Origin of the sequence: Streptomyces sp. MI02-7b (assembly GCF_033793585.1) — a bacterium.
Taxonomy (GTDB): Bacteria; Actinomycetota; Actinomycetes; order Streptomycetales; family Streptomycetaceae; genus Actinacidiphila.
Genome location: NZ_JARAWX010000020.1, coordinates 14,190 through 26,237 on the forward strand (window position 1 = coordinate 14,190; position 12,048 = coordinate 26,237).

Genomic DNA, 12,048 nt, shown 5'->3' on the forward strand with positions numbered 1-12,048 from the left:
GGACTCCTTCGATAGGGCGTGCGGTCCGACCGTACCCCGGACGCTACGCGGGGCCCTTCTGGGACCTGACAAGCTCCGCGAGCCGCGCCTCACGGTTGGCGACCTGGTTGAGCAGGCTCTCGGCGATCTCGTTCAGCAGGCTGTCCGGATCGTCCGGGGAGAGCTTCATCATCTGCGCGATCGCGCTCTCCTCCAGCTCCGCCGCCGAGGCGGCGAGCTGCTCCTTGCGCTGCGCCAGCCACTCCAGCCGGGCGTAGAGGACCTCGCCCTCGCTGGGCTGCTGCTCCTCCGGCACCGGACCGGCCTCCCACTCGGCCGCCAGCTCGCGCAGTCGCTCCTCGTCGGCGTACGCGTACGCCTCGTTGACCCGGGCGATGAACTCACTGCGGCGTTCCTGCTCCGCCTCGTCCTGCGCCAGGTCCGGGTGCGCCTTGCGGGCCAGCTCGCGGTAGAGGCGCTGAGCCTCCTTGCCGGGCCGGACCCGGCGCGGCGGGCTGGGGTCCTCGCTGGGACGGACGCCGTCGGAACCGAGCAGCCCCCCGAACAGTTCCTCGACCCCCGGCATGGGCATCACCAGGGCCCGGGCCTCCCAGGCACGGCGGATGTCGTCCCGGTCGCCGCTCTTGGCCGCGACCGCCTCGGCGATCAGCGCGTCGAGCTCGTCGAGCCGGGCGTACATGGGTCCGAGTTTCTGGTGGTGCAGCCGGGAGAAGTTCTCGACCTCCACCCGGAAGGTCTCCACCGCGATCTCGAACTCGATCAGTGCGCGCTCGGCGGCCCGCACGGCCTGTGCCAGCCGGTCCTGCGGATCGGGGGAGGCGTCGGCGGTCGCTTCAGTGCCGGAGGTTTTCTTCACCGGTCCAGCCTACGAGGCCGAACGGGTGCCGGTCACAAGGTCCGTGAGCCTGCTCGCGCCCCGCCCGCCCCCTGAGCGCGCTCCTGTGCGCTCCGGCGCGCGCCCCGCGCACGCACGTTCGCCCCACCGCCCCGGCGGCGTCCCGTGGACTCCGTGCCCATCGGAGCGCTCCCAGGCCGCCGCATCCGCGCCCCCAACCGCCCCTGCACCGCTGCCTCAGACCGCCCCCGCACCGCCGCCCTCGCACCGCAGCCCTCGCACCGCCGCCTCAGATCCCCGTCTCCGCCGCGATCCGCCCCGCCCGTACCCCCGCCAGCAGCTCCGCGTGGTCGGCCTCCGTCCGGTCCGCGTACGCGACCGCGAACGACGCCACCGCCTCGTCCAGCTGCTCCCCCTTGCCGCAGTACGCGGCGATCAGCCGCGGGTCGGCGTTGTGCGCGTGCGCACGGGCCAGCAGCGCCCCGGTCATCCGGGCGTAGTCATCGATCAGCCCGGCCCGCAGCGAGGCGGGGTCGACGCTGCCCTTGCGGTTGCGGAACTGCCGCACCTGGTACGGCCGGCCCTCCACGTCGGCCCACCCCAGCAGGCTGTCGCTGACGACCTGCATGCGCTTCTGCCCCAGCACCACGCGCCGCCCCTCGTGCCCGGCCGCGGGCGCCCCGAAGCCGGCCCGCCCCAGGTGCGGCACGAGCGCCGACGGCCGCGCCTCCTTCACCTGGAGCACCAGCGGCTCACCGTGGTGGTCCAGGAGCAGCACCACGTACGAGCGGGTGCCCACGCTCCCCGTCCCGACCACGCGGAACGCCACGTCGTGCACCGCGTACCGGGACAGCAGCGGCCACCGGTCCTCGCCGACCGTGGCCAGATAGCCCTCGACGGACAGGGCGCCCGCGACGGCCACCGCCTCCGCGTCCGGCACCCGGCGCAGCACCGGCGGCGCGTCGACGAAGCGCCGTCCGCCGCCCCCGTCCGGCTCGGTCGCCCGGGCGGCGAACTTGGCGCTGGTGTTGCGCCGCGCCTTGTCGCCGACCCGGCGCAGCGTGCCGGCCAGGTCGCGGGCGTCGGCGTGGGTCACCAGCTCCTCGTCGGCGACGGCGTGCCAGCCCTCCATCACCGGCAGTTTCGCCAGCAGCCGCATGGTGCGCCGGTAGGCGCCGACCGCGTCGAAGGCCGCGCCGCGGCAGACGTCCTCGCCCGCGCCGGCCTCGCGTCCGGCGAGCACCAGCGAGACGGCGAGCCGTTTGACGTCCCATTCCCAGGGTCCGTGCACGGTCTCGTCGAAGTCGTTGATGTCCATCACCAGGCTGCCGCGGTGGTCGCCGTACAGGCCGAAGTTGGCGGCGTGGGCGTCGCCGCAGATCTGGGTGCCGATGCCGGTGACCGGGGTGCCGGCCAGGTCGCCGGCCATGCGCCCGGCCGAGCCGCGCAGGAACGCGAAGGGGCTCGCGGCCATCCGCCCCACCCGCAGCGGCACGAGCCCGGGGATGCGCCCCTCGCTGGAGGCGAGCACCGATTCCACGGCCCCCTGGCGGCCGTCCTCGGACGCGAGCTCGGCGTGCGACTCCCGCGGCACCCTCTGGCGCAGGGCCCGGCCCTCCTGCCGGGGCGCACCGTCGTGCGGCCACCGCGCGAACCCCGGGATGTGCGGAATTCTGTGCTCCACCTGCTGCACCTGCTCCACGCGCCTCTCCACCCCTTCGGGCCATGCCCGGTTGGTCACTCCTGGGGGCAATCTAGCCATTTACCTGACCGCGTCCGTTGTTTCATGCTTGCCTGAACACGAACGAACCGACCCTGATTGCCCCTTCAGCCTTCCGCGCCGAACCGCAGCCGAACCGCAGGTACCCGACGTTGGATGAGATGACCAGGCTCCCTGCCACCGCCACCACCACCGCGCTCGCGGCCACGGGCGTCTCCGCCCTGCTGCGCCTCGCCGTCGTGTGCGTCGACCCCGACGGGGACATCTCGTACTGGAACCGCGGTGCCGAAGAGCTCTTCGGACACCGCTGGGAGGGCGTTTTCGGCCGCCCGTCGGCCGGTCTGCTGCTGCATGCCCCGAGCGCGGCCGGACCGCCAGGACCGGCGGCACCGCCCGGCCGGTCCACGGCCACCGGGCAGGACGTGCTGGAGCTGCTGGACGACCTCACGGAGCCCGCGTGGGCGGGCAGCCTGCCCGCCACCGACCGTGACGGCGCCGTCAAGGACGCGATGTGGTGGTCGTACCGGATCATGGAGCCGGCCGGCCGCAGCCTCCTGCTGATCGCCGCCAACGCCCGGCCGCTGCGCGACACCGGGCCGCGTCTGGCGCTCGGCGACCGCCTCCTGCCGTACACCGCCGACACCTCGGCGGTGCGCGGGGGCGTGCGCGTCGCCGCCCGTCTCGCCCCGGTCCCCGATCCCGGGCACGCCGGGCTGCTGGCCGGCCGGCTCGGCTCGGTGCTGCCCCGGGTGAGCGCCGGCCGGCTGGAGCGGATCATGCAGCAGATCGTTCCGCTGGGGTACCCGGCGGTGGAGGTCGACGGCGCGCTGCCGCTGCCCGTCCTGCCCGAGGAGTACGAGGCGGGCGCGGTGCGGGCGGCGCCCGCCAATCCCGGCACCGGCCGTACGGCCCGGACGACCCGCCCGGCGTATCGCGAGCTGCTCCCCGGCCCGCGCGGCGACGGGACGCCGCCGTCGCTCGCTCCTGCGCCCGCGCCCGGGCACGTGCTGGACGAGCAGTTGGCGCTGCTCCGCGAGACGGGCGCCAAGGTCGGTTCCACCCTCGACCTGGAGACGACGGCGCGGGAGCTGTGCGCGGTGACGGTGCCGCGGTTCGCCGACTTCGCGGCGGTGCTCGTCGTGGACCAGTTGTTCTCCGACACGGAGCTGCCCAAGGACGACCGGGCCGGGGACACGATCGTCGCCCGCCGGGTGGCCGTCGCGCACACCGCGGCCACCCCCGGCGCGTGGGCCGCCGCCCTGCCGGAGGGCGAGCTGATCCCGTTGCCCACCGACAGCACCCCGCGGATCGGGGAACCCCTGGTCGTCCCGGTGATAGACCCCGCGATCGCCCAGGACATCGCCCTGGACCTGGGGGTGCCGGGGCTCGGGCCGCTGCTGCCGGAGCGCTCGATGATCGTGGTGCCGCTGACGGCGCGCGGCACGGTGCTGGGCCGCATGTGCTTCCTGCGGCATCCGGGCCGGCGCCCCTTCGACGCCAAGGACGCCGCGACGGCCTCCGAGGTGGCCGCGCGCGGCGCCGTCCACCTGGACAACGCGCGGCTGCACCGGATGGAGTCGCGGGCCGCGGCGACGCTGCAGCGCAGCATGATGCCGACCCGGCCGCCGCGGCTGCCCGGGGTGCGGATCGCCCACCGCTACATGCCCGGCGACCGCCAGGCCCAGGTGGGCGGCGACTGGTTCGACGCCATCCAGCTGCCGGGCGGCCGGGTCGCGCTGATCGTCGGCGACGTGATGGGGCACGGTCTGCTGTCGGCCGCCGTGATGGGCCAGTTCCGGACCTCGGTGATCACCATGGCCGCCCTCGACCTGCCGCCCGCCCAGCTGCTGCGCCACCTGGACAACCTCGCCCACCGTCTCGGCGCCGAGCACCTGGCGACCTGCGTGTACGCGGTCTACGACCCGATCCACCGCACCCTGACCCTCGCCAACGCCGGTCACATCCCGCCGGTGCTGTCCCGGCACGACGGCCGCAGCGAGCTGCTGCAGATCCCCAAGGGCGCCCCGATCGGTGTGGGCGGCGTGCCCTTCGAGACGGTGGAGATCCCCGTCCCGGACGGCAGCTGGCTGGTGCTGTGCACGGACGGCCTGGTGGAGGTGCGCGGGCAGGGCATAGACGCCGGCCTGGCGGCCCTCTGCGCCAATGTCATCGAGCCGCAGCAGACGCCGGAGGACGTCTGCGAGCAGATCCTCAGCCGCGTCCACTCCGACGACCGGCGCGACGACGTGGCACTGCTGGTCGCCAACTTCCAGGGCATCCCGTCGCAGGACGTCGCCGAGTGGCGGTTGTCGATGGACCCCTCCGACGTCCGCAGGGCGCGGGCGCTCACCCGTGCGCAGCTGGCGGAGTGGGGGCTGGAGGGGCTCGGCGAGCTGACGGAGCTGCTGGTCAGCGAGCTGGTGACCAACGCGCTGCGGGCCGCCTCGCACGAGGTGTCGTTGCGGTTGATGCGGGTCGGCAAACTGCTGGTCGAGGTGAGCGACGACGACCACAACCTGCCGCAGCTGCGGCGCGCGGACGCCGACGACGAAGAGGGCCGTGGGCTCGCCCTGGTGAGCAACCTCTCACGGCGCTGGGGCACCAGCCGCCAGGCCGTCGGCAAGGTCGTCTGGTTCGAGTTGCCGCTGCCCTCCTGAGCGTGGCGCCGGCGGGAACCGGGGCGGCGGTGGTCAGCAGGCGTCGGATCCGATCCCGCCGCAGGGGTTCTCGCCGGGCAGGTGGTTCTCAGCCCAGCGGCCGAGTTCGCCCAGGGCAGGGCCGAGCGCCTCGCCCGCCCCGGTCAGCCGGTAGCTGACCCGCAGCGGAGGCCCGGAATCCACCTCGCGGACCACCAGCCCGGCCTCGGCCAGCTCCGTGAGCCGGTCGGAGAGCATGCGCTCGCTGATGCCGGGGATGGCCCGGCGCAGTTCGGCGAAGTAGGCCGGCCGCTGTGTGAGGACCGCCACGACGAGGCCCGTCCAGCGCTTGCCGAGGAGCCCGAAGACGCGCGTCAGCCCGCCGTCGACGCGCGCGCACTGCTCCGGCGGATGGTCCGCCTGCTCGATCTCCTGTGCCATGCCCCCACGATACCGCCCTTGTCACTAGCGGCTGCAGAAAAGTAAGCTCCTGTGATAGCAATAGCTCCGCATGAAGTCATAGCTGCGAATCTTTCGTTCTATGCAAAGTAAAAGGAAGCGAGCACCCCCATGCCCACGCTGCTGCACATCGACTCGTCCATCTGGCCCGCCGAGAGCTCCACCTCCCGCGACGTCGCCGCCACCTTCCGCAAGGAGTGGGAGGCCCAGCACCCGGGCGGCGAGGTGATCTACCGGGACCTTTCCGCCGAACCCGTGCCGCACCTCGACGCCGCCGCCTACACCGCGGGGGCCGAGCACCCGGTCCGGGGCGAGCTCGTCGACGAGCTGGAGCGCGCCGACGCCGTGCTGATCAGCGCGCCGATGTACAACTACACAATCCCGTCGACGCTGAAGGCCTGGCTGGACCAGGTGATCATCCTGGGCCGCACCGCGGGCGAGCACCCCTCCGCGGCCGACACCCCGGTGGTCGTCGTCGCCAGCCGCGGCGGCGGCTACGGCCCGGGCACCCCGCGCGCCGACTTCGAGTTCGTCACCACCTACATGGAGAAGGTGCTCTCGGCCGGCCTCGGGATCAAGGACCTGTCCTTCATCGTCCCGGAGCTGACCCTGGCCCGCGTCGTACCCGCGATGGCCGACCTGATCGACCTCTCCGACGCCTCCAGGGCCGGCGCCCACGAGCAGGCCGGCGCCAAGGCCAAGGAACTCGCCGCCCGCATCGCCGCCTGACCGCCGGGCGCCGCCCGGCCGCGGCGCCCGGACCGGCCGCGGCACCCCCGAGCCGCGGCACCCCCGACACGGCGAAGGGCCGCGCGGCAGATGCCACGCGGCCCTTCGTCCGTACGTGCGCCCGTGAAGGCGCGCGGCGTCAGAGGTTGACGCCGAAGTCCTGCGCGATGCCGCGCAGGCCGGAGGCGTACCCCTGGCCGACGGCGCGGAACTTCCACTCCGCACCGTTGCGGTACAGCTCGCCGAAGACCATCGCCGTCTCGGTGGAGGCGTCCTCCGAGAGGTCGTAGCGAGCGAGCTCGTTGTTGTCGGCCTGGTTCACCACGCGGATGAACGCGTTGCGGACCTGCCCGAAGGACTGCTGGCGGCTCTCGGCGTCGTAGATCGACACCGGGAAGACGATCTTCTCGACCTCGGCGGGGACGGTCGACAGGTTCACCTTGACCTGCTCGTCGTCGCCCTCGCCCTCACCCGTGAGGTTGTCGCCGGTGTGCTCCACCGAGCCCTCGGGGCTCTTGAGGTTGTTGAAGAAGATGAAGTGCTTGTCCGAGACGACCTTGCTGTCGGCGTTGACCAGCAGCGCGCTCGCGTCGAGGTCGAAGTCGGTGCCGGTGGTCGTGCGCACGTCCCAGCCGAGACCGACGGTGACTGCGGTCAGTCCCGGCGCCTCCTTGGTCAGCGAGACATTGCCGCCCTTGGAAAGGCTGACACCCATGGGATCTCCCTGCTCAATCCGGCGCGGGCCGCGCCCCTTGACGATTCCTTTGCCCATCGCCTACAACGGGCCGCCCCGCGCGCGGGTTCCCGGTGCCACGCCGCTTCACCTGAGTGCCGCAGCAGGGCTCGTCACAGCGACCGTACGCTCTCCAGCTCCGCCGCGAACAGCACCGCGGGATCGAAACCCATGCCCGTGAAGTGGCCCGCGAGTTCGAGGGAGAGCACCCCGTGCAGCCGCGTCCACACCGCCAGCGCGCGGCGCAGGCCCGCGGCCGGGGCGGGGTGGTCGCCGGCCCAGTCGCGGTGGGCGGCCAGGTGCTCCGCCAGGGCGGAGGCCGCGGGGACGGGGGAGCCCGGGGGTGGTCCGGCGGGCGGTTCGGCGCAGGCGTCGAGCAGCGTCGCCATGATCTCCCGCGCGATCCCGGTGATGTCGTCGGGCGCCTGGTAGCCGGGCACGGGTGTGCCGTACACGAGGAAGTAGCGCTGCGGGTCCTCCAGGGCCCAGCGGCGCAGGGCGTGCGCCGGGCCGGACAGCCCGGGCTCCGCCCGGGCGGCGGCCGTGAAGGCGTCGGCGAGACTGCGGTAGGCGTCCCGGATCAGCTCGGTGATCAGGTCGTCGCGGCCGGCGAAGTAGCGGTAGAGGGCGGGACCGCTCATGCCCATCTGCTTGGCGATCGCGTTGAGCGAGAGCGCCGAGGCCCCCGCCGCGGCGATCTGCTTCCAGGCGCGTTCCTTGATCTCCGCGCGGACCTGGCTGCGGTACCGCTCCCGCGGGGTCGTCGTTCCCGGGTCCGCCATGATCCGCCGCCTTCCGTATCACCCGCCGGGCGCCGCTCAGGCGGCGTCCGTGCGCAGGGCGTCCAGGGCCAGCGTCAGGTCCACCAGGTCCCGGGGGTGGGTGAGCCGCCGGCCCGTGAGCAGTTCCAGGCGGCGCAGCCGGTTGAGGACGGTGTTGCGGTGGCAGTCCATGCGCTCCGCCGCGGCGCGCGGCGATCCGTCGCAGTCCATCCAGGCCGCGAACGTGCCCAGCAGACAGTCCCGTTCCTCCTCCGGCAGGTCCCGCAGCGGCCCGAGCACCCGGCCGGCCAGCTCCCCGGCGAACGGCCGGTCCGAGGCGACCAGGGCGTCCGGGATGCGCTCCTCCCAGAGCGCCACCTCTCCCTCGGCCGCGCAGGCGGGCAGCGCCAGTTCGGCCAGCGTCCGGGACCGGTGCAGCTCCGACAGGCCCGTCACCACCGGCCCGACCCCGGCCCGCAGCCCCGGCACCGTCCGCAGGTACGACGTGAACGCCTCCGGCGGACGGTCCCCCAGCAGCACGACGAGGAACTCGCCCGACTCGTCCCGCGGCACCCGCAGCAGCCGGCCGCCGGTGCCGGCCGCGGTCGCGGGAACCGCCGCGCGGACGGCGGTCCCGGTCGTGGTCGCGGCGACCGCGAAGCGGCCGTCCGCGGGAACGCCGAGGGCCTGGGCCGCGGCCCGCACGGCCATGGCGTCCGAGCGGCCGTCCAGGAGCGCCACCAGCGCCGTCGCGGCGGGCGGCCCGCCGGCGACCGTGTCGTCGTCCGGCGTCTCGCGGTAGGCCTCGGCCAGGATCGCGGCGTTGCGTTCCCGGAACCCCCACATCCGCGGGGCGACGCGGACCATGAGGGTCAACCGGCCGGGGTCGTGGGCGGCGACGGTGTCCACGAGTTCCTGCCACAGGACCGCGCCGCCCACGGACAGGACGTGCTGCAGCAGTTCCGGCGGCATCCCGAGGGCGGCCTGCCGACGGCCCACCATGCCCATGTGCAGGGCGGCGGCGACGTCGCAGCCCGGGTCCACGAGCCGGTCCAGGTGCATCCTGATGATCGTCGCGAAGCCCTCGGGCGAGCAGTCGGGGTTGCCGGCGTGCTCCATGAACCCGGGGACCTCGGTGCGCAGCCGCTCCGTGACCCGGGCCGCCAGCTCGTCCACCCGCCCCCGCATCCGCAGCGCCGCCGCCCGCAGCAGCGCGCTGGCGGCGGCCTCGTCCCGGGCGCCGGCCGCGTCCTCGGTGCGGACGCTCACCGGGCCTGCCCCCCGGAGACCGGGGCGATGCGCTCGGCGTCCAGGGCGAGCGCCAGGTGGACGACGTCGTGCGGCCGGGACGGCGAGCGGCCGGTGAGCTGCTCCAGCCGGTGCAACCGCCGCCGCAAAGTGTTGGCGTGGCAGAACAGGGCGGCCGCGGCCCGCTCCACGGAGCCGCCGGAGTCCAGCCAGGTCTCCAGGGTCTCCAGCAGGAGGGTCCGCTCGCCGGGGTCGACCGCCCGCAGCCCGCCCAGCACGCCGGAGGCGACCTCGGCGGCCACCTCCGGACGGCGGGCGAGCAGGGCGGCCGGCCACCGCCGGTCGAGGAGCGCCACCTCCCCGTCACGGGTGCAGGTGCGCAGGGCCAGTTCGGCGAGGTCCCGGGCGTGCCCGGCGTCGGCGAGCCGCGCCACCTGGGGGCTCAGGCCGGCCCGCGCCCCGTCCGGCACGCCGAGCGACCTCGCGAAGTCGCCGATCGGCAGGTCGCCCAGTTCGGCCAGGAGCACCTCGCCGCCCAGCGGGAAGGTGCGGCGCACCCGGACCCCGGCGGGGGTGCCGCTGCGCGCCGGTCCCGGCCGCGGACGGCGCGAGGTGTTGCGCACGACGGCGACCGCGAAGCGGCCGGTCTCCGGGAGGTCCAGCGCCCGCGCGGTCTCCGCGACGTCCTGCGGGCCCACCCGGCCGGCCAGCAGCGCCTCCAGTGCCCGGCGCCCGCGCTGGCGGTGGTGGGTCGCCTCGGCGCGGGCCCGCCCGTAGGCGTCCGCCATCAGCCGGCTGTCCCGTTCGAACAGGTCCCAGACCTCCGCCGCGGCGCGGGCCATCAGCTTCGTGCCGTCCGGCCCGCGGTCCTCACCGGCGCGCACCAGGGACAGCCACAGTTCGTCGCCGCCGGTCCGGTAGGCGCCGATCATCGACCGCAGCGGGAAGTCCTGCCAGGCCCTGCGCTCGCCCACCCACGACTGGTACTCGGCGGACACCGTGGAGCGCCCCGGGTCGGCGAGCGAGTCCAGCACCGCAGCGACGGCGCCGCCCGCCTCCTCGCGGAAGCCGGGCGGTACGAGCCCCGGCTCCCGGTAGGCCGGGTGCCGCTCGCGTATCCGGTCCACGATCCGGTCCGCCAGCGGCACGACCCGCTTGCGGACCTCGCGCGCGGCGGCCCGCAACAGGTCGGCGTGCTCGTACCCGTCCGCGGCGGCGATGGGGCGCGTCGGCGCTGGGGCGGTCATCCGGTCCTCCTCCCGGTGCCCGGAGAGCGGCAGTCCGGGGACGTCACGCGTTTCTACCCGCCGCGCGACCCGCCCCGGAAGGCAGCCGACGCAACCCTTACCCATTCCGACGGGGATCTCCGCAGGTCACCAGGGATCTCCGCAGGTCTGCGAACACGCTGTCGACCCCGGGCGGCCCGGCCGGCCGCCGCGCCCGGCCCGCCGGTGCCCGGCCGCCGAGGTGGCGCTGCACAGTCCGGCACCCCCGCGGTTGGGAACCGCCACCAGAAACGGTGCCGCCCCTCGCCCGGCCGCCCGGGATCTCTTCCCATGGAGGCTCCGGTCGAGCGGCTCGTCCCGAGCTCTCCCGGCGGCGTCGGCGCCGACGCCCGTCCCCCTCAAGGAGCACCCCCCGTGACCCGGAAACCCCTCGGTTCCGCCGTTGCCCTCGTGGCAGCACTCGTCACCCTGCTGGCCGGCTGCGGCAGCCTGGCGGCCGCCTCGAAACCCGACGACGGTCCGGTCGACAGGACCGGGATGACCATCGGTCCCGGTATCACCCCGAACTCCATCCAGCTCGGCGTCCTCACCGACCTGTCCGGCCCGTACGCCCCGCTGGGCCGCTCGGTGCTGCAGGCCGAGCGGCTGTACGTGGACCAGGTGAACGCCTCGGGCGGCGTGTGCGGCCGCAAGCTCAAGCTGCTTGTCCGCGACCACGGGTACAGCGTGGACAAGGCCGTCGTGCAGTACATGGACATGGAGCCGTCGATCGCGGCCATGCCCGGACTGCTCGGCTCGTCGATCATCAACGCCCTGATGTCCAGCATCGGGACCGACGAGGTCATGACGATGGCGCTGGGCTACTCCTCGACGCTCCTGGGCCAGCCCACCCTGCAGACCATCAGCGCCACCTACGACATCGACATGATCAACGGCCTGGACTGGGCGGCGGCCACGTACGGCCTGAAGCGCGGGGACAAGGTCGGCTACATCTACCTGAAGGGCGACTACGGGCACAACGCCCTGCGCGGGGCGAAGTTCGTCGCCCACGAGAAGCGGCTGAAGCTCGTTTCCCACGAGATCTCCGAGGACCAGGACGACGTGAGCGCACAGGTGCACGACCTGGCCGCCGCGGGCGTCAAGGCCGTCCTGATCACCGCGAGTCCCGAGCAGACCGCCTCGGCCGTCGGGAACGCCGCCGCGCAGGGCCTGCTGGTCCCGTTCCTGTCCAGCGCCGCCGGCTTCCACCCGCAGATGCTCAAGAGCCCCGCGGCCCCGGCGGTGCTCAGCATGCTGCACCTGGTCGCCCCCACGCCCGCCCTGACCGACAAAGCCCCGCAGATCGAGAAGCTGGTCGAGGAGTACCAGAAGCACTACCCCGGCCAGCCGCTGGACCAGGGCGTGGAGAACGGCCACAACACCATGGCGGTCGCCGTCCAGGACCTGAAGGAGGCCTGCGCCGACAAGGACCTCAGCCGGGAGGGCATCATCGCCGCGCACCGCAAGCTGACCGGGTTCGACCCCGGCATGGGCCCGGCGCTGGACTTCTCCGACCCGTGGCGGCCGAGCGCGACCCAGAGCTACATCCTGAAGCCGCAGAAGGACGTCCCCGGCGGCCTCGTCGACGTGAAGGGCCCCTTCAAGGTGGCCGCGGTGGAGAAGTACCTCTCCATGATCTGACTCCCGGCCGCCCGGCGGCAC

At 74.1% G+C, this 12,048-nt stretch carries 10 protein-coding genes; 3 read left to right on the plus strand and 7 right to left on the minus strand.

The window, feature by feature from the left end; all coding sequences use genetic code 11:
- Positions 1–43: 43 nt before the first annotated feature.
- Together PV364_RS28710 and PV364_RS28715 are read right to left on the minus strand one after the other, a co-directional pair.
- Complete coding sequence (locus PV364_RS28710) at positions 44–856, minus strand: hypothetical protein (RefSeq protein WP_319663294.1); 813 nt, start codon at positions 854–856, stop codon at positions 44–46.
- A 268-nt stretch (positions 857–1,124) separates the two neighbouring features.
- Positions 1,125–2,537 (minus strand): DUF2252 domain-containing protein, encoded by a 1,413-nt coding sequence (locus PV364_RS28715; RefSeq protein ID WP_319663295.1) that lies wholly within the window; start codon positions 2,535–2,537, stop codon positions 1,125–1,127.
- Between the two features lie 179 nt (positions 2,538–2,716).
- On the opposite strand from PV364_RS28715, the gene PV364_RS28720 reads away from it, so the two are divergent.
- Positions 2,717–5,212, plus strand: coding sequence for a SpoIIE family protein phosphatase (locus PV364_RS28720; protein WP_319663296.1), 2,496 nt, complete (start codon positions 2,717–2,719; stop codon positions 5,210–5,212).
- A 33-nt stretch (positions 5,213–5,245) separates the two neighbouring features.
- Here the strand turns inward: PV364_RS28720 and PV364_RS28725 are convergent, their stop codons facing one another.
- The gene (locus tag PV364_RS28725; RefSeq protein WP_319663297.1) at positions 5,246–5,632 is read right to left on the minus strand and encodes a helix-turn-helix domain-containing protein; all 387 of its coding nucleotides are present in this window, start codon (positions 5,630–5,632) and stop codon (positions 5,246–5,248) included.
- A 129-nt stretch (positions 5,633–5,761) separates the two neighbouring features.
- Here PV364_RS28725 and PV364_RS28730 point away from each other — a divergent pair, with 129 nt between their 5' ends.
- On the plus strand, positions 5,762–6,379 hold the full coding sequence (locus PV364_RS28730) for an FMN-dependent NADH-azoreductase (protein WP_319663298.1): 618 nt from the start codon (positions 5,762–5,764) through the stop codon (positions 6,377–6,379).
- Between the two features lie 139 nt (positions 6,380–6,518).
- Here the strand turns inward: PV364_RS28730 and PV364_RS28735 are convergent, their stop codons facing one another.
- The 4 genes from PV364_RS28735 to PV364_RS28750 all read right to left on the minus strand — a co-directional run bounded on the left by PV364_RS28735 (position 6,519) and on the right by PV364_RS28750 (position 10,368).
- Positions 6,519–7,094 carry a TerD family protein gene (locus PV364_RS28735; protein ID WP_319663299.1) on the minus strand — a complete coding sequence of 192 codons (576 nt, stop codon included), beginning with the start codon at positions 7,092–7,094 and terminating at the stop codon, positions 6,519–6,521.
- Between the two features lie 131 nt (positions 7,095–7,225).
- Entirely contained in the window at positions 7,226–7,894 is a 669-nt protein-coding gene (locus PV364_RS28740; protein WP_319663300.1) for a TetR/AcrR family transcriptional regulator, read from the minus strand.
- A 36-nt stretch (positions 7,895–7,930) separates the two neighbouring features.
- The gene (locus PV364_RS28745; protein ID WP_319663301.1) at positions 7,931–9,142 is read right to left on the minus strand and encodes a helix-turn-helix domain-containing protein; all 1,212 of its coding nucleotides are present in this window, start codon (positions 9,140–9,142) and stop codon (positions 7,931–7,933) included.
- Positions 9,139–10,368, minus strand: a complete 1,230-nt coding sequence (locus PV364_RS28750; protein WP_319663302.1) for a helix-turn-helix domain-containing protein — start codon at positions 10,366–10,368, stop codon at positions 9,139–9,141. The genes PV364_RS28745 and PV364_RS28750 overlap by 4 nt, the downstream gene beginning before the upstream one ends.
- A gap of 393 nt (positions 10,369–10,761) precedes the next feature.
- Between PV364_RS28750 and PV364_RS28755 the strand changes: the two genes are divergently transcribed.
- Positions 10,762–12,027, plus strand: a complete 1,266-nt coding sequence (locus tag PV364_RS28755; protein ID WP_319663303.1) for an ABC transporter substrate-binding protein — start codon at positions 10,762–10,764, stop codon at positions 12,025–12,027.
- Positions 12,028–12,048: the final 21 nt, after the last annotated feature.

Excerpts from the sequence above, each read along its gene's own strand:
- PV364_RS28740 (WP_319663300.1), bottom strand. The coding sequence starts at position 7,894 with ATGGCGGACCCGGGAACGACGACCCCGCGGGAGCGGTACCGCAGCCAG.
- PV364_RS28730 (WP_319663298.1), top strand. The coding sequence starts at position 5,762 with ATGCCCACGCTGCTGCACATCGACTCGTCCATCTGGCCCGCCGAGAGC.
- PV364_RS28725 (WP_319663297.1), bottom strand. The coding sequence starts at position 5,632 with ATGGCACAGGAGATCGAGCAGGCGGACCATCCGCCGGAGCAGTGCGCG.
- PV364_RS28750 (WP_319663302.1), bottom strand. The coding sequence starts at position 10,368 with ATGACCGCCCCAGCGCCGACGCGCCCCATCGCCGCCGCGGACGGGTAC.
- PV364_RS28720 (WP_319663296.1), top strand. The coding sequence starts at position 2,717 with ATGACCAGGCTCCCTGCCACCGCCACCACCACCGCGCTCGCGGCCACG.
- PV364_RS28735 (WP_319663299.1), bottom strand. The coding sequence starts at position 7,094 with ATGGGTGTCAGCCTTTCCAAGGGCGGCAATGTCTCGCTGACCAAGGAG.